Annotated in this window: 23 protein-coding genes; 7 read left to right on the top strand and 16 right to left on the bottom strand. The window is 57.8% G+C overall.

Translation table 11 applies throughout. From position 1 onward, the window contains the following. Positions 1-193: 193 nt before the first annotated feature. The 13 genes from ybgF to ruvA all read right to left on the bottom strand — a co-directional run bounded on the left by ybgF (position 194) and on the right by ruvA (position 11,632). Positions 194-997: a tol-pal system protein YbgF gene (gene ybgF, locus LD28_RS0103580; RefSeq protein WP_033135652.1), complete on the bottom strand. Its 804-nt coding sequence runs from the start codon at positions 995-997 to the stop codon at positions 194-196. Between the two features lie 158 nt (positions 998-1,155). After that, positions 1,156-1,680 (bottom strand): peptidoglycan-associated lipoprotein Pal, encoded by a 525-nt coding sequence (pal, locus tag LD28_RS0103585; protein WP_033135653.1) that lies wholly within the window; start codon positions 1,678-1,680, stop codon positions 1,156-1,158. A gap of 49 nt (positions 1,681-1,729) precedes the next feature. Beyond that, positions 1,730-3,055: a Tol-Pal system beta propeller repeat protein TolB gene (gene tolB, locus LD28_RS0103590; protein ID WP_033135654.1), complete on the bottom strand. Its 1,326-nt coding sequence runs from the start codon at positions 3,053-3,055 to the stop codon at positions 1,730-1,732. Between the two features lie 95 nt (positions 3,056-3,150). Next, the gene (gene tolA, locus LD28_RS0103595; RefSeq protein WP_033135655.1) at positions 3,151-4,284 is read right to left on the bottom strand and encodes a cell envelope integrity protein TolA; all 1,134 of its coding nucleotides are present in this window, start codon (positions 4,282-4,284) and stop codon (positions 3,151-3,153) included. A 5-nt stretch (positions 4,285-4,289) separates the two neighbouring features. Then, on the bottom strand, positions 4,290-4,736 hold the full coding sequence (gene tolR / locus LD28_RS0103600) for a protein TolR (RefSeq protein WP_005354757.1): 447 nt from the start codon (positions 4,734-4,736) through the stop codon (positions 4,290-4,292). Next, positions 4,736-5,428 carry a protein TolQ gene (gene tolQ, locus LD28_RS0103605; protein ID WP_033135656.1) on the bottom strand — a complete coding sequence of 231 codons (693 nt, stop codon included), beginning with the start codon at positions 5,426-5,428 and terminating at the stop codon, positions 4,736-4,738. Before tolQ ends, tolR begins: the two co-directional genes overlap by 1 nt. Beyond that, positions 5,418-5,825 carry a tol-pal system-associated acyl-CoA thioesterase gene (ybgC, locus tag LD28_RS0103610; protein ID WP_033135657.1) on the bottom strand — a complete coding sequence of 136 codons (408 nt, stop codon included), beginning with the start codon at positions 5,823-5,825 and terminating at the stop codon, positions 5,418-5,420. The genes tolQ and ybgC overlap by 11 nt, the downstream gene beginning before the upstream one ends. A 105-nt stretch (positions 5,826-5,930) precedes the next feature. Further along, positions 5,931-6,242, bottom strand: coding sequence for a cyd operon YbgE family protein (locus tag LD28_RS22100; RefSeq protein ID WP_075113178.1), 312 nt, complete (start codon positions 6,240-6,242; stop codon positions 5,931-5,933). Beyond that, a complete protein-coding gene (cydX, locus tag LD28_RS22105) occupies positions 6,229-6,345 on the bottom strand; it encodes a cytochrome bd-I oxidase subunit CydX (RefSeq protein ID WP_005304933.1) in 117 nt (38 codons plus the stop codon). Before cydX ends, LD28_RS22100 begins: the two co-directional genes overlap by 14 nt. Before the next feature lie 14 nt (positions 6,346-6,359). Then, positions 6,360-7,496 carry a cytochrome d ubiquinol oxidase subunit II gene (gene cydB / locus LD28_RS0103625; RefSeq protein ID WP_033135659.1) on the bottom strand — a complete coding sequence of 379 codons (1,137 nt, stop codon included), beginning with the start codon at positions 7,494-7,496 and terminating at the stop codon, positions 6,360-6,362. An 11-nt stretch (positions 7,497-7,507) separates the two neighbouring features. Further along, positions 7,508-9,064, bottom strand: coding sequence for a cytochrome ubiquinol oxidase subunit I (locus tag LD28_RS0103630; RefSeq protein WP_033135660.1), 1,557 nt, complete (start codon positions 9,062-9,064; stop codon positions 7,508-7,510). Positions 9,065-9,998: 934 nt separating this feature from the next. Further along, on the bottom strand, positions 9,999-11,009 hold the full coding sequence (ruvB, locus tag LD28_RS0103635) for a Holliday junction branch migration DNA helicase RuvB (RefSeq protein WP_033135661.1): 1,011 nt from the start codon (positions 11,007-11,009) through the stop codon (positions 9,999-10,001). Between the two features lie 8 nt (positions 11,010-11,017). Further along, positions 11,018-11,632 (bottom strand): Holliday junction branch migration protein RuvA, encoded by a 615-nt coding sequence (ruvA, locus tag LD28_RS0103640; protein ID WP_033135662.1) that lies wholly within the window; start codon positions 11,630-11,632, stop codon positions 11,018-11,020. 260 nt (positions 11,633-11,892) lie between these two features. Here ruvA and LD28_RS0103645 point away from each other — a divergent pair, with 260 nt between their 5' ends. Continuing rightward, entirely contained in the window at positions 11,893-13,902 is a 2,010-nt protein-coding gene (locus LD28_RS0103645; RefSeq protein WP_033135663.1) for a methyl-accepting chemotaxis protein, read from the top strand. A gap of 72 nt (positions 13,903-13,974) precedes the next feature. On the opposite strand, the gene lysE is transcribed toward LD28_RS0103645, so the two are convergent. Together lysE and LD28_RS0103655 are read right to left on the bottom strand one after the other, a co-directional pair. Then, the gene (gene lysE / locus LD28_RS0103650) at positions 13,975-14,583 is read right to left on the bottom strand and encodes an L-lysine exporter (protein ID WP_033135664.1); all 609 of its coding nucleotides are present in this window, start codon (positions 14,581-14,583) and stop codon (positions 13,975-13,977) included. A 201-nt stretch (positions 14,584-14,784) separates the two neighbouring features. Continuing rightward, positions 14,785-15,561: a helix-turn-helix transcriptional regulator gene (locus LD28_RS0103655; protein ID WP_033135665.1), complete on the bottom strand. Its 777-nt coding sequence runs from the start codon at positions 15,559-15,561 to the stop codon at positions 14,785-14,787. Between the two features lie 62 nt (positions 15,562-15,623). On the opposite strand from LD28_RS0103655, the gene LD28_RS22110 reads away from it, so the two are divergent. From LD28_RS22110 to LD28_RS0103685, 6 genes are all read left to right on the top strand, one after another. Beyond that, positions 15,624-16,262, top strand: a complete 639-nt coding sequence (locus tag LD28_RS22110) for an acyl-homoserine-lactone synthase (protein ID WP_081959406.1) — start codon at positions 15,624-15,626, stop codon at positions 16,260-16,262. 222 nt (positions 16,263-16,484) lie between these two features. Then, positions 16,485-17,384: a LysR family transcriptional regulator ArgP gene (locus tag LD28_RS0103665; RefSeq protein ID WP_033135667.1), complete on the top strand. Its 900-nt coding sequence runs from the start codon at positions 16,485-16,487 to the stop codon at positions 17,382-17,384. A 100-nt stretch (positions 17,385-17,484) separates the two neighbouring features. Next, positions 17,485-19,521 carry an exoribonuclease II gene (locus tag LD28_RS0103670; RefSeq protein WP_033135668.1) on the top strand — a complete coding sequence of 679 codons (2,037 nt, stop codon included), beginning with the start codon at positions 17,485-17,487 and terminating at the stop codon, positions 19,519-19,521. Positions 19,522-19,766: 245 nt separating this feature from the next. Beyond that, positions 19,767-21,407 (top strand): sensor domain-containing diguanylate cyclase, encoded by a 1,641-nt coding sequence (locus tag LD28_RS0103675; RefSeq protein WP_033135669.1) that lies wholly within the window; start codon positions 19,767-19,769, stop codon positions 21,405-21,407. 4 nt (positions 21,408-21,411) lie between these two features. Then, positions 21,412-22,515: an EAL and HDOD domain-containing protein gene (locus tag LD28_RS0103680; RefSeq protein ID WP_033135670.1), complete on the top strand. Its 1,104-nt coding sequence runs from the start codon at positions 21,412-21,414 to the stop codon at positions 22,513-22,515. A gap of 65 nt (positions 22,516-22,580) precedes the next feature. Then, complete coding sequence (locus LD28_RS0103685) at positions 22,581-23,180, top strand: HAD family hydrolase (protein ID WP_033135671.1); 600 nt, start codon at positions 22,581-22,583, stop codon at positions 23,178-23,180. A 140-nt stretch (positions 23,181-23,320) separates the two neighbouring features. On the opposite strand, the gene hfq is transcribed toward LD28_RS0103685, so the two are convergent. Next, positions 23,321-23,680 (bottom strand): RNA chaperone Hfq, encoded by a 360-nt coding sequence (gene hfq, locus LD28_RS0103690; RefSeq protein WP_005335772.1) that lies wholly within the window; start codon positions 23,678-23,680, stop codon positions 23,321-23,323. Positions 23,681-23,795 lie beyond the last annotated feature (115 nt).

The raw sequence follows: 23,795 nt of genomic DNA on the forward strand, positions 1-23,795 counted from the left end.
CCGACTGAGCTAACGACCCTCACCACGACCAGTTCCGACTGCATTACTGCTTCGGCTCTGACGGCGGCCTATATTACGGATTTAAATTTCCGGTGCAACAGAAAATTCGTAATTTAAATCCGTTTGCTCACTGTGCGTACAAATACGGGCTGTTTTTACAGTAGCGTTACGAAAACAGTGACATACAGCAATGTTACAGCTTGGCCAGACTCTGTTTGGCCAACTGGGCCGGCGAGGTGTTGGGATAGCCCTTGATCACCTGCTCATAGAAGGATTTGGCTTCCGCCTTCTTGCCATCCAGCTGCGCCAGCATACCCAGCTTCAGCAGCGCATCGGCACGCTTGGGGGATTTGCTGTATTTGTTGGCCACGGTCGAGAACTGGGCCGAGGCGCCGGCTCTGTCACCCTTGTTGAACAGCAATTGGCCGAGCCAGTAGTGTGCATTGGGAACATAGCCTGAATTGGGGTACTGCTTGATGAAGCCCTGGAAAGCCGGAATGGCTTTGTCGTAGTTCTTCTCTTTGAGCACCATGTTGACCGCTGCATCGTAGGCCTGATTCTCATCCTGATTGGTTGAGTAATTGGCTGCGGCGGCAGGTGTAGCGGCAGCAGCAGAGGCCGCGGCAGCCGGAGCAGCCTGCTGGCTGCTGGCGACCTTGTCGAGCTCCTGATAGAGCTGACGCTGGCGTTCTTGCGACTGTTCCATCTGGTAGGTCTGCTGCTCCAGCTGACCACGCAGCTCGGAGACCTCCCCCTGCAGGGAGTCGACCTGTTGCTGCAATTCAGCTTGCAGCCGCAGACGGGCATTGAGGGTGCGCTCCAGCAGGGCAACCCGATCTTCCAGGCTACCGGTGGGCACGATGGCGCCGTTGTTGCCGCTAAGGACAACCCCACCACCCGAGTCACCGCCCAGATCGCTGACAGGGGCCGCCGCATGCGCATTCAGAGCAACCAATACGGCCAGCGCAACAACAGCTTGCTTGTACACAGATTTCATTCGGATCAAACCTTAGCGTTTAGTGCAAATAAAACGGCCAGCGCCATAGTCGCTCGCTTATACAGATTTCATTCGGATCAAACCTTGGCGTTTAGTGCAAATAAAACGGCCATCGAAATGGCCGCTTGCATATAAACGAACTTCGTTCGGTTCAAACCTTAGTAAACCAGAACCGCGCGGCGGTTTTTGGCAAAGGCATCCTCGGTGTGGGACATGTCCAGCGGCTTCTCTTCGCCATAGCTGACGATGGAGAGCTGCTCGGCTTGCACACCCAGGGTTTGCAGATACTTGGCAACAGCCTTGGCACGACGCTCGCCCAGGGCGATGTTGTACTCCGGAGTACCGCGCTCATCGGCGTGACCTTCGATCAGGACTTTAACGCTCGGGCGCTCGCGCAGGTAGCTGGCGTGGGCATCCAGCAGATCAGCGTACTGACCCTGGATATCGTAACCGTCGAACGGGAAGTAGATGACGTTGTCACGCTGCAGCGCTTCGAACTTCTGACGCATCTGCTCTTCCGGGGACAACATGCCGTTGGCGCCGCTGGTTTGTACACCGCCCATGCCGTCGGTCATACCTGATTCGGCGCCAGCGGCGTCAGAATCAGAAGAGGAACTACAAGCGGCCAGGGTGAACAGTGGCAGTGCGATGGCCAAACCCTTGAGCAGTTTATTGAGTTGCATGCTATTTCCTTAAACCTTTATAACAAAACAAAAAACAATTGGATTTTTATCAATTCAAGAAGGGCGACCAAGCTGGTGCACGAATTTCACCGCTACTGGTCGGAAGCACAGCCTTGAAGCGACCATCAGTCGACACCAACGCGAGACTCTTACGACCCTGATAGATGGTGGCATAAATGATCATGCTGCCATTGGGAGCCACACTTGGGGACTCGTCAAGCGCGCTCTGAGTCAGGACCAACTGGGCATTGTTTTCCATGTCCTGACGGGCAATACGGTATTGCCCCTGAACACGGGTCACCATCACCATGATTTTGCCATCAGGAGTAATGGATGCACCCTGGTTGGATTCACCTTCCCAAGTCATCCGGCGAGTCATACCAGTCGCCAAATTTACGCTATAAATCTGGGGTTTGCCACCACGTTCAGAGGTGAACAACAAATTTTGCCCATCCGGCAACCAGGAGGGTTCGGTGTCGATCACACGGCTGGTTGTAACACGGGTCAGCTGCTTGCTAGCGACATCAACCACATAGAGGTTTGGCGAGCCATCTTTGGAGAGAACGATAGCCAGACGACGACCATCCGGAGACCACTCCGGCGCCCCGTTGATACCACGGAAACTGGTGATCAGGCTGCGTTGCTGGGTGTAGATATCCTGCACATAAATTTCAGACTTCTGGTTCTCGAAGCTCACGTAAGCCAGCTTGCTGCCATCCGGCGACCAGGAGGGAGACATCAGCGGCTCGCGGGAGCGCAACAGGGTCTTCTCGTTGTAACCGTCGTAGTCAGAAATACGCAGCTGGTACGGGAACTGGGTGCCCTGCTGTACGGAGACGTAAGCCAGACGGGTCAGGAAGGCACCGCGCTCGCCAGTCAGACGCTCATAGACGATATCGGAGATGCGGTGGGCAAACTGGCGCATCTGGGCACCCGGGATGGTGGCCATGCGGCTATCCAGGATGTAACCGTTGCTCTCGCCACCTTGCGCCTTGGCCAGCTGGCCTTTCAGCACATCGACCAGTTCGAAGTTGATCTTGTAGGTGCCGTCACCGACTGCCGAAATGGAACCCACCACCACGGCTTCAACCCCTTGGGAGGCCCAGGGAGCGAAGTTGATCTCACTGCTGCTGCTCGGGGTCTGCGGCATCTGGCCACGGGCCAGCGGCTTGAACTTGCCGCTGCGCATCAGGTCGTTGGAGACCACTTCCGCGATGTCCTGCGGCAGCTGCCCGTTGCCTTCCCACTTGAAGGGAGCGACGGCGATGGGGCGTGCGCTATCAATACCGCCAGTGATGACGATGTCCAAGGCCGCCTGGGCACTCTGGCCCAGCAACAAACAGCCAACCAAAGCAAAAAATACTTTTCTGATCATGGCTTAAATACTCGGTTCCAATATAGATGAGAGGTTAAATTCCTTTCTCGGCGAGAGGTTGCCAACCAGAGGCAAGCAACCTCGTTTTATCACGCTTAGATACTCGGTTCTAACTTCAGGTTAAATTCCTTCAACATCTCGAATGCCGCAGGATCCTTGGGCACTGGCAGTTGATTGGCTTTCAGAACAGCCGCCTTACCGGAACGACAAACCGCCGGGTCACCCTGGCCGTTATCTACCGATATGACAAAGCCGCTGCTCGCAAGACGTACGCCGATAGTACATGTTTTGCCCCGCATGGTGGGATCCAAAATCATATACCGCTCAACAGTGGCCTTGATGAGCGCCGCATATTTGTCGACTTCGCCCTGCGCTGCTGCCGATGCTGCCTGGCTGCGGGCATTGGCCTCAGCCGACAGCTGCTGCTGCATCATCTCTTCCATCTCTTTTTGCAGCTTGGCCTGCTCGGCTGCTTTACGCTTGCGCTCAGCCGCGATCTTGGCCTGCTTGTCGGCCTCAGCCTTGGCTTTCTTCTCTGCGTCAGCTTTTGCCTTTTTGTCAGCCTCTTCCTTGGCCTTCTTCTCGGCATCGGCTTTGGCTTTTTTCTCAGCTTCGGCCTTGGCTTTCTTCTCGGCTTCGGCTTTAGCCTTCTTGTCGGCTTCCGCTTTCTTGGCCTTGGCTTCTGCCGCCTTGGCCTTCTCTTCGGCCTCTTTCTTCTCTTGTTCCTTTTTCTTCTTCAGCGCCAGCGCCTTGCTCTCGGCTTCCGCCGCTTTACGCTCGGCTTCGGCCTTCTTGGTCTTCTGCTCTTCCAGCTTGCGGGCTTCCTCGGCTTTTTGGGCCTTCTCTTCCGCCTGCTTCTGCTCGGCAACTTTCTTCTGCTTCTCGGCCTCAGCCTTGCGGGTGGCCTCTTCGGCCTGCTTGCGCTTGGTCTCGGCGATGCGAAGCTGCTCCTGTTTCTGAGCCAGCTCACGCTTGGCGAGATCCGTGTCTTCCTTATCCTTCTCTTTCTCTACCTTCTGAGGCTTGGGCTGAGATTTCTGCTGCTGGATCTGCTTGGCCTGTTCGTTGAGGAAATTTTCATCGAGCATGACGGCATTGACGATCTGCCCCTTCGATTCGGGTCGTTTCGGTTTGCTGAAATCGAGCCCGACAAACAGGATGATGCCGATGATCAGGTGCAGCAGAAACGACGCGATGAGATAACCGGAAATACCACGCTTCACATCCATCTCCGTTAGTTCACCGGATCTGTCATCAGGCCAACCTGAGGCACACCCGCTTTCTTGAGGGCCACCATCAACAGGATCACCTCTTCGTAGCGCACGGCCTTGTCACCCGCGACCACCACGGGGGCATTCTGGTTGATCGCCAGATAGCCCATGGCTTTTTCGGTGATGTATTGCTGCATCGCCTCTGGCGTGCCGCTTGGCACCGGCTCATCATCGGCTTCGCCAGCCTTGATGACATACTCGCCTTCGGTATTGACGCTGACGATGAAGGGCGGCTTGGCATCTTCCGGCAACTGCTCGGACTCAGCCTGTGGCAGATCCACCTTGACCCCTTGCGTGATCACCGGCGTGACCGCCATAAAGATGATAAGCAGCACCAGCATGACGTCGATATAGGGAACCACGTTGATCTCGGCCACCTTCTTGCGCCGGATCCGCTGATAGGTTTGCATTACTGATCACCCTGCTGCTGCTGTGCAATTTGACGGTTCAGGATGGTGGTGAACTCGTCCATGAAGTTGGCGTAGGCGTTCTCCAGCCGCTCAACCTTGTTGGAGAAGCGGTTGTAGAAGATAACCGCCGGGATCGCGGCAAACAGACCCATGGCGGTCGCGATCAGCGCTTCCGCGATACCCGGTGCCACCATCTGCAGGGTGGCCTGCTGAACCTGACCCAGGGCGATAAAGGCGTTCATGATGCCCCATACGGTACCGAACAGACCGATATAGGGGCTGATGGAGCCGATGGTCGCCAGCACCGGCAGGTTGGATTCCAGATCATCCACTGCACGGGAGAGGGAGACGCGCATGGCACGGTAGGTACCATCCATCACCGCATCCTGACCACGGGCACCGGCCTTGAGCAAGCGGGCATACTCCTTGAAGCCGGAGTAGAAGATATCTTCCATGCCTTCGATATCATCGCGGCGGGAAGAGGACTCCTGATAGAGGCGATTGAGATCAACCCCTGACCAGAAGCGATCTTCAAACTGTTCCGATGCGAGATTGGCAGCCTTGATCGCCTTGGAGCGCTGGATAATCAGCGCCCACGAGACAATAGACATGCTCATCAGGGTCATCATGACCAGTTTTACCAACAGGCTGGCTTGCCAAAACAGGCCAATAAACGAAATTTCAGCGTGCACTTAACAGCACTCCCTTGATTTTTTCAGGTATAGCTACAGGTTTCATTTGCGGATGACTGACACAGGCTATCTGTACCATGGCCTGGGTGACGAGTCGTCCATCAGCCGCCAGGATCTGCTGCGAAAAGCGCAGGGATGCGCGTTTCACTTCAATCACTTGCGTTAATACATTCAATAGTTCATTAAAACGGGCCGCCGAGCGGAAATCGATCTCAGTTCGGCTCACCACGAAGGCATATCCCTCCTGCAGCAAGACGTCCTGTTCGACCCCTTTGGCACGAAGAAACTCGGTGCGAGCACGTTCCATAAACTTGAGATAATTGGCGTTGTAGACGATGCCCCCGGCGTCGGTATCTTCGTAGTAGACTCGCACCGGAAACTCAAAGACTTCCCCCATAACAATCTGTGATCCATTCGACAGTCAGATGGGGGGCTATCATAGCGCAGGGCTGAATAGGAAAGAAGCAGGGGGAGACAGGGAAATCCTGCCTCCCCCCGTTTTTTATGAAAGGAAATATGAATGTGTCAGCCAGAGGCCATACAACAAACTGGGCCAGGCGAGCCAGGGGTTGAACAGCACACGTCCGGGCAGACTTTTCAGATGAAAGCCAAGCCCGTTAAGTACGCCACAACAGACGGCCCACATCAGCCAGGGAGCAAGCCAGTGACCATGCTCGCTGGTATTGGCCGCGATCAGATTGGGGGCCTGTAAAATAGCGACGGCCAACAAGGCCGCCGCGAGTAACATCAACCCCTGCCACGGCTGGCGCTCCAGTGGAGCGGCCAGCCTGGCGAGTCGATCACTTGTTTTCATCGATCTGACGATCCATGTTCTCGGTGTGTTCCAGCCACAGCGCATTGATGATGCCAAATGCACAGGCCAGCAACAGCCCCAGGATCCAGGTGAAATACCACATTGTCAGCGCACCTCTTAATAGAGAGATTGTTGGTTATCTTCGATGTGCTTGTTGGTTACCCGGCCAAACATCTTGATGTAAGTCCAGATGGTGTAACCCAGCACAATCGGTACGAAGATCGCTGCAGCCACAGTCATCACCTGCAAGGTGTTGAAAGAGGCGGTAGCATCCCACATGGTCAGACTCAATGACGGCTCAAGGCTTGAGGGCATCACGAACGGGAACATGGAGAAACCGGCAGTGAGGATGACCCCGGCAATCGCCAGCGAGGAGCTGGTAAACGCCAGCCAGCCGATGTTCATTCTGGCAAACAGCGCAGTCAGCAGGCTCATGGCCAGACCCAGTACAGGGGCAGCCACCATCCACGGATAGAGGGTGTAGTTGTTCATCCAGGCACCAGCCTGCAGGACAACTTCCTTGTTCATCGGGTTGGATACCGCGTCTGTCGCGGCAGCCTTGACGATGACATACCCTTCCATACCGCTTACCCACCAACCCGCGGCAGCAAACAGCACCAGAGTCACCAGTGAGCAGATCATGGCGGCAGTGCGGGAACGCGCCAGCACTTCACCGTCGGTCTTCATCATCAACCAGGTTGCGCCCTGGGTGAGCAGCATGAACAGGCTCACCAGACCAGCCAGAATGCCGAACGGGTTAAGCAGGCCAAAGAAGTTGCCGTGATAGGTCAACATCATGAACTGGTTAAACTCGAACGGAACACCTTGCAGCAGGTTGCCAAAGGCCACACCAAAGACGATGGGCGGAACGGCACTACCGGCAAACAAGGCCCAGTCCCAGTTGCTGCGCCATTTGGCGTCAGCACGCAGCGAGCGGTACTTGAAACCGACCGGACGCAGGAACAGCGCCATCAGCGTCAGGATCATGGCGATGTAGAAGCCGGAGAAGGTCGCGGCATACACCATCGGCCAGGCAGCGAACAAGGCACCACCGGCAGTGACCAGCCAAACCTGGTTTCCTTCCCAGTGCGGCCCCATGGTGTTGAGCATCACGCGGCGCTCGACATCTTTCTTGCCGACGAACGGGAGCAGTGCGCCTACCCCCATGTCGAAGCCGTCAGTGATGGCAAAACCGATCAGCAGTACGCCGACCAGAACCCACCAGATGACACGCAGAGTTTCGTAATCAAACATGGTCACTCTCCTTATGCCTTGATCTGTTCAAAGTGATACTTGCCAGTCTTCAGGCTGCTGGGGCCAAGACGGGCATACTTGAACATCAGGTACATCTCGATAACCAGAAGTACGGTATAGAACAGGCAGATACCAATCAGAGAGAACCAGATTTCAGATGCAGCCAGGTTGGATGCAGAGAGGGAGGTCGGCAGCACCTCTGCAATGGTCCACGGTTGGCGACCATACTCAGCAACAAACCAGCCAGCTTCGATAGCGATCCACGGCAGCGGGATACCCCACAGCAGACCCTTGAGCAGCCACTTGCGCTGGCCGATCTGGTGACGGGCACTGTCATAGAAGGCCATACCAATCAGCACCAGCATCAGCATGCCAACGGCAACCATGATGCGGAAGGCGAAGAACAGCGGCAGTACCTGCGGGATGGAGTCATCCACCGCGGCCTTGATCTGCTCGTCAGTGGCATCGGTCACGTTGCTGGTGTAGCGCTTGAGCAGCAGACCATAGCCCAGATCCTGCTTCACTTCGTCGAAGCGAGCGCGGGTCTCGTCAGACTTGTCACCAGATTGCAGCTTGGTCAGCAGGTCGTAAGCGGTCATACCGTTACGTACGCGCAGTTCGTGCTCGCTCTTCAGATCCTTCAGACCGGTTACCTGACCGTCCAGAGAACGGGTCGCGATAATGCCCAGTGCATAGGGGATCTTGATGGCGTAGTCGGTGCGCATCTCTTCCTGATTCGGAATACCGAACAGGGTAAAGGCGGCCGGAGCGGGTTCAGTTTCCCACTCAGCTTCGATAGCGGCCAGTTTCACCTTCTGCACTTCACCGGTCTCGTAACCGGATTCGTCACCGAGGATCAGCACGGACACGATGGAAGCCATACCGAACGCGGCGGCAATGGCGAAGGAGCGACGGGCAAACGCCACATCACGATTCTTCAGCAGGTAGTAGGAGGAGATACCCAGTACGAACATGGCGCCACAGGTATAGCCAGCCGCCACAGTGTGGACGAACTTGACCTGAGCAACCGGGTTGAGCACCACGTCAGCGAAGCTCATCATCTCCATCCGCATGGATTCGAAGTTGAACTCGGCACCGACCGGGTTCTGCATCCAGCCGTTGGCGACCAGGATCCAGAGGGCGGAGAGGTTGGTCCCCAGCGCCATCAACCAGGTGGCAACCAGATGCTGATGCTTGCTCAGACGATCCCAACCAAAGAAGAACATACCGACGAAGGTGGACTCCAGGAAGAAGGCCATCAGCCCTTCGATAGCCAGCGGGGCCCCGAAGATATCGCCGACATAATGGGAGTAGTAAGCCCAGTTCGTCCCGAACTGGAACTCCATGGCCAGGCCTGTGGTGACCCCCAAGGCAAAGTTGATACCAAACAACTTACCCCAGAATTTGGTCATGTCCCGGTAGATGGTGTTGTTGGTCATCACATAGACAGATTCCATGATCGCCAGGAGAAAGGCCATTCCCAGCGTCAGGGGTACAAACAAAAAGTGATAAAGGGCCGTCGCAGCGAACTGGAACCGCGATAGGTCTACCACATGCTCAGCAATCATGATGTTTCCTCACCGATTATTGGCACGGCTATTTTAAGTTTTAAGGACAAAGCTTCCGTTGGGGGTTATCGAATGGGCCCCATTGAGACGCATCACAACAAAACACGTTCAGTAACCATCAATATTAACAACAAGGCAATACAGGAACACAAATAAAGCTAATGTTTAACAATTGCAAAACAATCAGCTTGAATTTATTCCCGCCTATGATGACCGGGTTTTTATATCACCTTTATTTGATTGAAATCAATGTAAAAGGGCTGGTCATACATGGCCTTGAAAGCCATCTTTAATCTATTTCACGATTATTGGCGCGAGCCGGATCACAAAACATGATAAAGCGTAAAACATTGATTTAAATCAATTTAACAATTTAACATCCCGCCACCCTGTTTAATTTGAAAAGCGTGGATGAGGCTCCTTTTTCCATGTTATCCGGGTCAGGCAATCTGATTCGAAAACTCAATTTAAAACTGCAAAGAATGCATACTCATGCGAACCAATTTCATCAATCAAGACATTAGATAAACTAATTTGAAAAGTGCAATTTTTCTTGTTTGCCCGGGTCGATTCGAACTCCTACAATGCGCCTCGCAGTGAGGGCATACCCTTGGATACAGGCCGGTTAATCTGGGTTCACGGTACGTATTCGACGATCAATTTGAACCTGTCTATTGGAATCGAAGATGAAAAAGTTTGTTGCTAAAACCATCCGTTACTACAAGCTTTCCTTTGTTCAGCTCTATCAACTGAATCGACTCTGAGAGCTCGCGACGGCTCACCTGTTTATTTTCCGGTCTGTGTCCAGACGCACTCACTGTCTGTGAACATCCATCCTGAATTGTCTTTGCCCACCGCATCCGCCGTGGGCTTTTTTTTGCCCGGATAATAAAAAACCGCCTTTGACGGCGGTTTCATATTCAAACGACTGTTTTTACTTCTCATCTGGTCGCTGAAGACCGAAATGAGCATAGGCTCGTGTGGTCGCAATCCGTCCTCTGGGTGTACGTTGCAGATACCCTTGCTGGATCAGATAAGGCTCCAGCACATCTTCGATAGTATCTTTCTCTTCCCCGATCGCGGCGGCCAGATTATCGAGACCCACCGGGCCCCCCATAAACTTGTCTATCACAGCCAACAATAACTTGCGGTCCATGAAGTCAAAACCTTCGTTATCGACATCCAGCATATCCATGGCGCGGGCCGCAATGGGGCCGTCGATCCGGCCATCGGATTTCACCTGGGCAAAGTCGCGCACCCGCCTTAACAAACGGTTAGCAATCCGTGGCGTACCGCGGGAGCGACGCGCGACCTCAATGGCTCCATCCTCCGTCATCTCGAGCCCCAGACAACGGGCGCTACGGGAGACGATATCGGTCAGATCCTTGACGTTATAGAACTCAAGCCGCTGGACGATGCCGAAACGATCTCGCAGCGGACTGGTGAGTGAACCGGCCCGGGTGGTAGCTCCGATCAGGGTGAAGGGAGGCAGATCCAGCTTGATGGAGCGGGCCGCAGGCCCCTCCCCGATCATGATGTCGAGCTGGTAATCCTCCATCGCCGGATAGAGCACCTCCTCCACCACCGGGCTGAGGCGGTGGATCTCGTCAATGAACAGCACATCGTTCGGTTCGAGGTTGGTGAGCAGCGCGGCGAGATCCCCTGCCTTCTCCAGCACCGGGCCGGAGGTGGTCTTGATATTGACCCCCATCTCGTTGGCGACGATGTTGGCGAGGGTGGTCTTGCCCAAGCCCGGCGGGCCGAAGATCAACAGGTGATCGAGCGCTTCGCCCCGCTGGCGCGCCGCTTCGATAAAGATCTCCATCTGTTCGCAGACGGTATCCTGACCGGTGTAGTCAGCCAGCTTCTTGGGGCGGATCGCCCGGTCGATAATGTCATCCTCACGAGCGGCGCTGGCCGAAATGAGGCGGTCTGCTTCAATCATCAACTACCTCACACCAGGCTACGCAGGGATTCACGGATGATATCTTCCACCGACATCCCATCGACGGCGATCTTGCTGACAATCTGGCTTGCCTGCTGCGGCTTGTAACCAAGGGCCACCAGCGCGCTGGCCGCCTCTTCGGTCACATCCGGGGCCCGCAATTCGGGCCCATTGGCTGGCAGGGTGACCATGGCCGGCGAGAAGAGGTCGTGACTGACCCAGCCCTTGAGGCGATCCTTCATCTCCACCACCAGCCGCTCGGCGGTCTTCTTACCGACACCCGGCAGTTTGACCAGGGAGCTTATCTCTTCACGCTCGACGCAGATGACAAACTGGCTGGCAGTCATGCCGGAAAGAATGGCCAGCGCCAGCTTGGGGCCAACCCCGTTGGTCTTGATCAGCTCGCGAAACAGCGCCCGCTCCTGCTTGTGGGTGAAACCATAGAGCAGTTGGGCGTCTTCCCGCACCACGAAGTGAATATGGATGGTCGCCTCCTTGCCGATCTCCGGCAGATCATAGAAGCAGCTCATCGGCATCTGCACCTCGTAGCCAACCCCGCCCACTTCCAGCAAGACCTCAGGGGGCTGCTTTTCAATGACAATGCCTCTCAAGCGACCGATCACGGCTCTCTCCTCACCAATACAGCTATTCGTAAATTGGCTCATAGCATAAAGAATAACTGGATAAGTATCCAGCATAGGGCCTGAAGCAAAGAGTGGTCAGAGCGGCTTTTTATGCAATTAGCCACCATGCTTGATCCCGTGCTACCAGTGCACGGGATATTCCGGCACCAAACAAAACTCTGAGCGGAGCATAAGCCACTAAACTAAATCCGTTCGGAACCAAAATTTGTGCCACTGTCGATACCAAGGAAGGCCATCACATGAAAATTGTTACCACCTCCAATCTGGGGCTTGCCATCTTGCTCGGCTGCACACTGGGCATGGGGGTCGTGGGCTGGTATGGCAGCCAGCGACTGGCTGATCTGCTCTCCTACGTACTGGGGGCCGCCTGGCAGACCGCCGACGGCGCCATGGAAGGCTCCATCGAGCTGGGCCATCAACAGCTTCATATTCAAAAGATGCTCAACGGGACCCCGCTCGACAGCGGCAAACTGAATGAAGCAAAAACAGCAACCGCTGATGCACTGCAGCGGGTCGCTCAGGGAAACCTGATCAATCCGCCAGCCATCACCGCCATGAACCAGCAACAACAGGACTATCAACAGCAGCAAGATGCCTTGCTGACGCTCTATCGCAGCTATACCGATGTGGATCAATCCTTGCGGGACAATGCCGATCGCCTGGCACGCCTGTCGGCCCAGCTGGAGGTGATCGGGGATGGAGCCGTCGAAACGCTGACCCAGTCTCCAGATCAGCCCATCAGCTGGAACGGCGGGCTGGCAACCCGCTGGGAAGCGGCCGACGGCGGCATGGAGGCCAATATCGGCTTTTTACGGCAACTCTATGCGCTGGAGAAGATGCGCAGACTCGGCATTTCAGATGCCATCAATAGCGAGTTGCAAGAAGCCAGCGACTTCTATGAAAGTGCCGTGAGCCGGATGCTGGCCACCGGCCTGTTCGATGTGGATGGCAGCGGCGAATTCAGCGGCCATACCTTGGCAAGCCAATACCGTGAACTGCTGGCGCGCCACAAGCAATTGCTGGGCAACTGGCTGACTGCCCTCGCCAACTACCAGACCCAGCAAGCGATCTATGAAAAGAGCGCAGATCAACTGCAACAACAGCTGATCGATGTCGAAGCCAAGGGCGACGCCACCGTGGAAGATCAGGTGGCACAGCTCAATGAGATCATCAGCCACACCAACACCCAACTTTTCAGCGGCCTGCTCATGAGCCTGCTGATCGTCACCCTCTGCGGCCTCTGGCTGACCCGCAAGCTGGTGACCCCGCTACTGCAGGTGGACAAACGGATGCAGGACATTGCCGCTGGCGAGGGGGATCTCAACGCCCGCATCAACCTGCGGCGGGATGATGAGATAGGTTCGCTGGCCAACAGCGTGGATCGCTTCATCGAGAAATTGCAGAAGATGATCAGCTCCACCATGGACAACAACCAGCACATCAGTGAACACGTTCACACCTCGGTCAACCGGGTCGAAGCGATCAGCCAGAGCAGCCGCCAGACAGCCGAACACGCACTGGCCCTGCACCACGACAGTGAACAGATGGTGCAGGTCGCCACCGGTATCTCGGACAACTGCAGCATGGCGGCCCACAATGCCAACGAGGTGCGCCAGCTGACCACCGAAAGCAGTCAATACGTCGCCTCTGCCAGCGCGGGCATGCAGCGGGTGGTGCAGGAGGTGAGCGAGTGCGCCATCGCCATCAACTCCCTCAAGGAGCAGGCGGGTCAGATTGGCCAGATCATCTCCACCATCAGCAGTATCTCGGAGCAGACCAACCTGCTGGCCCTCAATGCGGCCATCGAAGCTGCCCGCGCAGGCGAGATGGGGCGCGGCTTTGCCGTCGTGGCTGACGAGGTGCGTACCCTGGCCAACCGCACCGCCACCTCCAGCGCCGAGATCAGCCAGGTGATCAGCAGCATCCAGCAGCAGACCGAGACCGCCTACCTGATGATGCAGCGCAACCTCAAGACGGTGGAGTCCGGCATGCAGGACTCCGAGAACACCAAGCAGATCCTGTTCAAGGTGGAAGGCGCCATCGACCAGCTGGCCGACATGGTGCAACAGGTGGCCGTGGCTACCGGTCAGCTGTCACACACCCTGAGCCACTCCTCTGACAAGGTCTCCGGTATCAGCCTGCAAGCCAGAACCGGCGAACAGGAGGCGCAGGAGTGCCTGCAGCTCGCCTCCTCGCTCCATCAGGCCAGCCTGCTGCAACAGCGCCTGCTCTCCCAGTTCCGGGTCTGACCCCCTTCAATAGCAAAGATGCCACTCATGTGAGTGGCATCTTTTTGTTACCGGGCGCTCAACCCGGCAGCCTTAACTTCCTCTGGCCAGCTGAACAGCCAGGCTCAGCATGATGATACCGACCAGCAGATCGATTCCCCGCTGTACCCGTCCACGAGCCAACCAGGGCGCCAGCGCCGCCGCCCCCAACGCCAGCGAGTAGAACCACACCAGCGAGGCAAGCATGGCCCCCGCCGCAAAGGCCGGGCGCAGGGACTCGCTCACCTGACTGCCAAGGGAGCCGAGCAGCATCAAGGTATCGAGATAGACGTGGGGATTGAGCAGCGTAACCCCCAGCGTCATCGCCAGCACGCTTTTGGCCCCCATCAGCCGGGGAGAGTCGGCAAGCCCCTCCCCCTGCCCGTGCCAGGCACTGCGCAGGGAGCGAACCCCGAACCAGCCGAGGAATAGCACGCCACCCCAGGTGAGCAGTGCCATACCAATGGGGTTGGCAGCCAGCAGGTTGGCCCCGCCAAATACCCCGATCCCGATCAGCACCAGGTCACAGAGACTGCAAAGCGTGGCGGTCAGAAGATGGTGATTACGATGAATGCCCCGGCTCAGCACAAAGGCATTCTGGGCGCCGATGGGAATAATCATGGCCAGACCGAGGGTAAAGCCTTGCAGGGTAGTGGCGAGCATAAGAGTACCGTTCAACGTGATGAATGGACGGCACTATAGCGAGGGCTGACGATCCAGAGAAATTCATTGATTTACTAATTGATTCATTTTGCTAATAAGCCGGACTCGCCCCTGCAGGGCTAAGCCCCATCCGAAACCAATAGTCAATAGCAGGATCTGACAATTGAGAGTCCGCCGCTCAGCCCCGAAAATCAGCAGGTTCTATTGCATCAGCTTGGGGAAGTTGGTGACAACCACCTGTTCAAGATTCGGCATCAAGATGCCACTGCTAACCCCCTTGGCAATGGCCTGATAACGATTCATTGAGCCGGTTTTGCGAGTGACCTGATTGAGGTGGTAATTCACCGTACGCTCGGTGATCCCCAAAATGCAGGCGATCTCTCCCGACGTTTTCCCCTCACTGGCCCAGAACAGGCATTCGGTCTCACGATCCGTCAACGCGGCTTGTTGATCCGAATCCCTCAGGCGCACAACCCGAATAGCCGCCTCGAAGATGTAATTAGACATCCAGGAGAGGATGGGCGAGGACTCCAGCAGCAGATCGCTCGAAGCCCGCTCGGACGTGATGAAGGAGAGGATACCGGTCTCCCCGGCGGCACCGTGCAGGGGGAAGGAGATGCCATTGCGCAGCCCGAACTCGGCGGCCAGTCCCATCACATCCATGCTTCCCTCTTGCAGAAAGCGGGCTCTCTCATCGAGGCGGTTCCAGTAGATGGGCAGCGTCTGCTTGCGGGCCAGCTGAATCACAGGATCGCACGCCAGCATGTTGTTATCGGTATAGGTCTGTACCCAAGAGATAGGGCACTGATTAAACAGCACCACTTTGGGTCTTTGCATAGACATCGGAAGGATCAGGGTAAAGCCGTAATAGTCATAACCCATATCGACCGTGAAGCGACCAATCAATCCGGCAAGACGGTCACCATCCGTCACCGAAGTGAAATGTTCCAGATACTCAAACAGTTGCTCTTGTTTCATATGCTAGCCCCCCTGGCCAAGCTTCTGATTATAACGGCGAACAGGCAGAGAGAGAGTTCATAATGTTGGTTTTCAAAGGAAAATTGAGAGATCACCCACGAAACGCCGTAGAGAACGAACTCTATCAATTTCGAAATCGCGTCTTTTCCGACCGGCTAGGCTGGGACGTCGAGTCTTACCACGGTTTGGAACGCGACAGCTTTGACACGCCGGACACTCATTGGGTGCTGATCGAGGATGAACAAGGGGTCTGCGCCTGCATCCGTCTGCTCAGCTGTGCCAACGCCTATATGTTGCCCACCATTTTTCCCACCGCCCTTGCCGGTGAAAGCGCGCCACGCACTCCCTATATCTGGGAACTCACCCGTCTGGCTATCGATGCGACCCGCGCTCCGTGCATGACCAATGGTGTCAGCGAGCTGACCTGCGTACTCCTTCGCGAAGCCTATGCGTTTGCGACAGCCAACGGCATCAAAGAGTTTGTTGGTGTAGCCAGCCTGCCCGCAGAACGCATTTTCCGCCGTCTCGGAATACCAATGGCTCGTCTGGGCCACCGCCAAGCGGTAGATCTCGGTGCGGTGAAGGGTGTCGGCCTGCGCTTCCATCTGGATGAGCGATTTGCTCGCGCGGTCTCGCAACCGCTCATCGGTCACTATCAAACGGATACTCCTCGCTCGCGCGAACTGGCCGCCCAGATATAAAAAATCCCGGGACAACAGACCCGGGATAAAGATGTCGCTACGATCTGCGCAGGGCTGCCCCATGCGGCACCAGAGAGTATCCTCCCTCAATGGCCTGACCACTACTGTCAAAAATCACAGCCGGGGAGATATCGGGTATCCCTTGACCATGAGCCTCCGACCATTGTTGTCCCCACCCGACTGACGTAGAGTCAGCCCTGATGCACCGGGAGGGGAAAGAGGATGAAAGAGCTGGACTACAAACTGCTGCGAGCGCTGGATGCGGTACTGCAGGAGCAGAACTTCGATCGGGCAGCCAAATCGCTGCACCTCACCCAATCGGCCATCTCCCAGCGGATCAAGCAGCTGGAGCAGCAATTTGCCGAGCCGCTGCTCATTCGCAGCCAGCCGTTGCAGGCCACCCCGCTGGGAGAGAAACTGCTGGCCCACTACCGTCAGGTGCAGCAGCTCGAGATCGAACTGGCGGGCGAGCTGGCCCCCGACGAGCCACAAGGGCCGATCCGGATCAGCATCGCCGTCAACGCCGACAGCCTGGCCACCTGGTTTCTGCCCGCCATCGCCCCCTTGTTGCAGCAGCACCCCATCGAGCTCAACCTGCTGGTGGATGACGAGAGCCGCACCCTCGACAAGGTGCGCGAGGGTCAAGCCTTCGGCGCGGTCAGCCTGCACCCCCAGCCGCTGGCAGGTTGCTGCGTCGACGAGCTTGGGGAGATGAACTATCTGCTCACCGCCAGCCCCGCGTTTGTAGCGCGCCACTTCCCCCACGGCCTGACCCGGGAGGCGCTGGCCAAAGCACCGGCGGTGGCGTTCGATCAACGCGATGACATGCATGTGAGCTTTATGAGCCGCCACTTTGGGCTGGAACCCGGTGGCTACCCCTGCCATACCGTCCACTCATCGGAAGCCTTCGTCGCCATGGCCGAACAGGGACTGGCCAATTGTCTCATCCCCGAATTACAGATCAGAGACCAGCTGGAAGCCGGGTCACTGGTCAATCTCAGCCCCGAACACACCTTGATGGAACGACTCTACTGGCACCGCTGGGTACTGGAGAAAGGGGTGCACAAACAACTCTCCTTACGGCTCATCGACCATGCACACAGGTGGCTGAAACCACGCTGAGCAGGCCATTCACCTTGGCTTTGGAGGGGTAAAAACGTATAGTGCTGGGCGATCCTTCATCAGGTCTCCACCCAGGTTTTTCACTTCAGGTTCCTCACTTATGTTCCAAGACAATCCGCTGCTGGCCCAGCTCAAGCAACAAATCCGCGAAAACATCCCGAAGAAAGAGGGTGTTATCCGCGCCTCGGACCGGGGCTTCGGCTTTCTGGAAGTCGATGAGAAGACCAGCTATTTCGTGCCGCCTCCCTACATGAAGAAGGTGATGCACGGTGACCGGGTGACCGCCCTGATCCGCACCGAAAAAGAGAAGGAAGTGGCCGAGCCGGATACCCTGCTGGAGCAGTCCGTCACCCGCTTCGTGGCCCGGGTCAAAATGTTCCGTGACCGCCTCAACGTGGTGGCCGACCACCCGCTGATCAAGGATGCCATCAAGGCCCGCGTCAAGAAGGGTCTGGATGAGAAAGAGTTCAAGGAAGGGGACTGGGTGGTGGCCACCCTCAAGCGCCATGCGCTGGTCGACGGCAACTTCTCTGCCGAGATCATCCAGAAGATCGCCGCCCGGGAAGATCACAATGTGCCCTGGTGGGTGGTGCTGGCACGCCACAATCTGGCTCAGGTCGAACCGGCTGACTTGCCGGAGTGGAGGGTGATCGAAGAGGAGGAGCTGCCCCGCACCGATCTGACCGAGGTTCCCTTCTTCACCATCGACGGCGCCAAGACCAAGGATATGGATGACGCCCTGGCCATCCGTAAGCTGGACAACGGCTGGGAGCTGCTGGTCGCCATCGCCGACCCGACCGCCTATGTGGCCGAAGGGAGCGAGCTGGACAAAGAGGCCGCCCAGCGCGCCTTTACCGTCTACATGCCGGGCCGCAACGTGCCGATGATCCCGCGCACCCTCTCCGACGAGCTCTGCTCCCTGAAAGAGGGCGAGGAGCGCAATACCCTGTGCGCCCGCCTGCACATCGCCGAAGATGGCCTGCTGATGGAGGAGACCGAGTTCTTCGCCGCCCGCATCTGCTCCCACGCCCGCCTCAGCTATGACGACGTCTCCGACTGGGCCGAGCATGGCAAAGCGCTGACCATCGACGCTGGTGTACTGGCCCAGCTGCCGCTGATGAAGGCGATGACCGAAGCGCGCATCGCATGGCGCACCGAGCACGCGCTGGTGTTCCCGGATCGTCCCGACTACGACTTCGAGCTGGGCGAGAATGGTGAAGTGCTGGCCATCCACGTCGAGCCGCGCCGCATCGCCAACCGCATGGTGGAAGAGTCGATGATCGCCGCCAACATCTGCGCCGGTCGCGTGCTGGGCAAGAGCGTCGGTTACGGTATCTTCAACGTCCACACCGGCTTTGACGAAGAGTCCCTCGACGGCGCCATCGACCTGCTGAAAAGTGCCGAGGCCCCGTTCGAGCGTGACGAGATTGCCAGCCTGACCGGCTTCTGCGCCCTGCGCCGCTGGATCGACAACCTCGACACCCGCTGGCTGGATGGCAAGATCCGCCGCTTCCAGAGCTATGCGCTGATGTCCTCCGAGCCGGGCGCCCACTACGGCCTGGGTCTGGATGCCTACGCCACCTGGACGTCACCTATTCGCAAATACGGCGACATGGTCAACCACCGTCTGCTCAAGGCGGTTATCGCCGGCAAGACCCCGGGCGAGCGCCCGAGCGCAGAGCTGACCGAGCATCTGACCGCCTGCCGTCGCCTGCACCGCATGGTGGAGCGCGACATCGGTGACTGGCTCTATGTCCGTTATCTGAAAGCCGATGCAGGCACCGATAAGGTGTTCAACGCCGAGATCATCGACGTGATGCGTGCTGGCCTTAAGCTGCGTCTGCAAGAGAACGGCGCCGTGGTCTTCATGCCCGCCCGTCATATCCTCGACAACAAGGATCGCCTGGAGTGCAACTGGGACAACGGCCGCGTCTATCTGGACAAGACCGAAGTGGTCTACGAGCTGGGCCAGATCATCGAGGTCAAGCTGAGCGAAGCGGTGGAAGAGACCCGCTCCCTCATCGCCAAACCGGCGGTCGCGCTGGTGCCGGGCCCGGCACCGGAAGCGCCGGTTGCCGAGAGTGCGCCAGCCGATAGCAGTGAGACAGCTGCGGACGCTGCCCCCAAGGCAGAATAAGCCGCGCAGAGCAGTCTGCCCGAGAGCCCGCCATCGTGCGGGCTCTCTTTTTTGCCCCCCCCTAACACCCCGCCATTAACGATGCCGCGGCACGCCGTTCTCACCACGATTGGCAGAGCCAGCAGTGAACGCTGCCACGAATAGACCTGAAAGAAACCATTTTGTGCGCTGCCTCTCCTTTTTGACATATTAATCAAAGAGAAATATCTCTATACTCGCTTGGGTACAACCCAAGGGATATTGGTATGCAGGAATGGGACCCGGAACACTTCACCAGCTTCGCCCAGCTATGCGAAGTGAGCCTCGCCACCATCCGTGAAAAGACCGATGCCGAACGCCTTTACCTCTGGCTGAAAGCCCCCGAACCGCAGCTCTACAGCTTTCAGCTGGATCAGGGGCTGACCACGCTGGACCTCGCCCATCTCGAGCAATTGACCCTACCCCACCACCTGATCGACAAGGCGATGGGCAAAGGACAGCTGGTGATCGAGCAGATCACGCCACCGCCAGATCCCGGCGAAAATGTGGAACCCGCCCAGCCGCAGCTGCGCGCCTGCTTTCCCCTCAAACGCCACATGAAACTGGAAGGGGTCATCTATCTGGAGACCCGCCGCCGCATCGACCGCCTCTCCTCCCACCAGCGTCAGGGCATCCAGCTTCTTATCCACTATCTGACCGCCGAATTGAGCAATCACCTGCTCTCCTGCCAGGTCGATCAGGAGCGGGACCAGCGACTACACACCCAGACCGATCTGGTACAGAGTCAGGCGCTGCAAGGCTCCTTCCTCACCATGTTGCAGGCGCTGCACATGGTCAGCGTCACCCTCTCCCGCAGTCGCAGCGAGAACGATCTGCTGCGGGACGCCGTGCAGCTGGCCCGCCAGGAGCTGCAGTTCGACCGGGTCGCCATCTTTCTGATCGAACCTGATGGCAAGACCATGCGCGGCACCTGGGGCACCAGCGAAGAGGGTGAGCTGATGGATGAGCACAACTTCATCAGCCCCATTCCGGATCACCCCACGGTGCAGGAGGCGCTCAAGCGCAAGGATTACGTGCTGGTGCTGGAAGATACCCCCCTCTACTACGAGAAGCAGCAGGTGGGCCGTGGCTGGAACGCCATGGTGTCGTTGTGGGATGGCGCCACCCCCATCGGTTGGATTGCCGCCGACAACCTGCTCTGGCACCGGCCACTCAAGGCCTATCAGAGCGAGATCTTCAAGCAGTACGCCGCCATCCTGTCGCAACTGTTGATCCGCCAGCGCACTCAGGAGCAGCTGGAAACCCTCAACCGCCAGCTGGAAGCCCGGGTCGCCGAGCGCACCATGCAACTGGCCGAGACCAACCGGGCGCTGGAGGAGGCCAATCACCGCCTCTCCCTGCTGTCGCTGGAGGATCCCCTCACCGGCATCGCCAACCGGCGCCAGTGGGACATCACCATGCAACGGGAGTGGGAGTGGGCACGGCGCACCCAGAACCTGCTGGCGGTATTGATGATCGACGTCGACGAGTTCAAGGCCTACAACGACCACTTCGGCCATGCCAAGGGAGATCTCTGCCTGCAACAGGTGGCCCATGTGCTGCGGGATGCGGAGCGACGCGGTACCAATCTGGTGGCCCGTTACGGCGGGGAGGAGTTCGTCATCCTGCTCTGCGCCCCCCAACCCGGTGAGGCCGAACAACTGGCCCGGCGGATCCACGACCGGCTGGCTCAATTAAAACTGCCCCATCCCACCTCGCGGGTTGCTGATTTCATTACGGTTAGCATAGGCTTTAGCTATCTTGTCCCCTCCCAGGACGGAGCATGGCAGACCCTGACCGAACAGGCTGACCAGGCGCTCTACCACGCCAAGTCACAAGGGAGGGCACGCACTCTGGCCTATCGGTGATCCCATGCTGTTGCGTCGCTACCCCATCTTCAATCGTCGCCTGGCCCTGGTAGCCTACGGCATCGACTATCAGCTCAGCTCACCGGCCGAGTGGCCCTCACTGGCCCAACATTGCCGCCTGCTGGCGCAGGGGCGCCAATATCTGGTGCCCTTCACTCATGAACAGCTCGATGAACAGCGCCCCCTGCTGCTGGATCAGGATGCGATCCCGCTGGTTGAAGCATCGAGCGAAAGGTTGCCCAGCTCGTTCCCGGTGCTGGAGCAGTGGCGTGACAGTCGGCGCAGACTGGCGGTGCACGGTGCGACGCGGGATCCGCGCTGGCTTGGTGCCAGCCGCCTGCTGGTGTTCTGGATGGGGGAAGAGGGGATCTGCCAGCCCACCGACCACAAGCGGATGGCGCTGGATATCGAAACCTGGGAGGATTTTCTTCCGCTGCGGGAGGCGGGTGTCGACTTCTTTGCCGGCGGCTTTCTCGCCCGCCCCGAGCTGGTCAACCAGCGGGCCAACCAGCCCGACATGGCGCTGGTACAGCAGATCCTCCAGCTCATTTGCCATGAGGAGTTCTCCTTCGCCCAAGTTGCTCGCTTGCTGGAGCAGGATGCCTGGCTACCCGGTCTGCTGCTCACCTACGTCAATGCCCCCGGCTTCGATCATGCCGCCCCCATCACCTCGGTGCCCCGCGCCCTCTCCTATCTGGGAGAGCAGGAGATCCGCAAGTTCGTGCTGATCAACGGTCTGGCCAGGGTGAGCCAGCATATGCCGGAGGCCTGCACCCGCATGGCCATCGCCCGCGGCCGCTTCTGCGAGTTGATTGCCCTCACCGCCCTCGGTAAAGCGGAGGCAAGCTGGGCCTTTCTGGTGGGACTGGTGCTCGATGGCGCCATGCTGTCGGAACCGCTGATGGCTCACCTGCCAAAGAATGTGAAGCGCGCCATCGAATTGCGGGAAGGGCCACTGTTTCACCTGTTCCAGCTGGTCAGCACCTATGAACAGGGTAACTGGCCCCTGCTGGCGCAGTTGGCGCCCCAATACCAGCTCGATCCGGCCAAACTCACCCCCATCTATTTTCAGGCACAAATGTGGGGGCAAGCGTTTCTCACCAGCTAGGTGATGGCGAGCCGGGGAGCCACTGGCTAGAATGGGCTCCCTTTTTTCAGAGACAGACCCGCACCATGACCCTTTCCGGATTCCAAGGCCTGGTCTTTGACCTTGATGGCACCCTGGTCGACTCCATGCCGCTGCACCTCGCCGCCTGGGAGCACACCGCCCGCGAGTTTGGCTTTCACTTCGATGCCGACTGGTTCTATGAACTGGGCGGCATGCCGAGCCGCAAGATTGCCCTGCTGGTGGCACAGGAGCAACAGCTCCCCCTCGATCCTGTCGACGTGACCCGCTGCAAAACCGCCCACTATGTGGCCAACCTGCACAAGGCGACCGTCTTTCCGGCCATGCTGGCGCTGGTCGAACGCTATCACGGTGTCATCCCGATGGGGATCGGCACCGGCTCACCCCGCGTCAACGCCGAGGCGGTACTGCGCAACACCGGGCTGGATCGCTACTTCTCCGTGGTGGTCACGGCGGACGATGTAGAGCTGCACAAACCCAACCCGGATACCTTCCTGCTGGTCGCCAGCAAGCTGGGGGTCGCGCCGTCAGGCTGTCTGGTGTTTGAAGATACCGGCATCGGCGTACAGGCGGGCGAGGCTGCCGGGATGCAGACCTGCATGGTCAAAGAGGGCAAACCGGTTGGCATAACGGACCGGTTGGCATAACGGAGTAGTGCGGAAAAAAATATCGCCCTGCAAGGGGCGATAACCGGAACCGGCTCTCATACGGGACATGATTGAAAATGAGAGCAGGTTCCGTCAGCCGCTGACGCAGGGCGCGTCAACGGGGAGTGCGGAGCAGACGATTACTCGTTGTTGCCGCCGCCCTGATTGTCGTCATAGCGACCCGGCGCACCGTGGGGGCGCGGCGCCATGGAGACGCGCGGCTTGCGGGCGCGCTGGATGTTCACCTGCGGACGGCCAGTGTGCATGGCGATGGTGGAGATCTTGGCCTTGTAGACCAGCTGCTGGTTGCCATGGGCGTCCGTCAGCAGCACGCTGTACTGATCAAACCCGCTGATGGTGCCTTCCAGCTTGATGCCGCTCACCAGAAAAATAGCAACCTGACTGCGGTTCTTGCGCAACCAGTTGAGGGCAGAATCTTGCCCGTTCCCGAGGGAGAAGGCTTGCTCAATGGTGGAGTAGCTTGGGGATTCAGTTGTCATAAATTATTGTCCCGCTGAAAAAAAGTGGCGTTTGATTGTGCTAAATGGTCACTGGCTTGTCAAAGTCATTCTCACTCCCGCCAGCAATAGCGGCCTCCGGGGGCTGGTCGCTGAC

Origin of the sequence: Aeromonas finlandensis (genome assembly GCF_000764645.1) — a bacterium.
In the GTDB taxonomy this organism is placed as follows: Bacteria; Pseudomonadota; Gammaproteobacteria; order Enterobacterales; family Aeromonadaceae; genus Aeromonas; species Aeromonas finlandensis.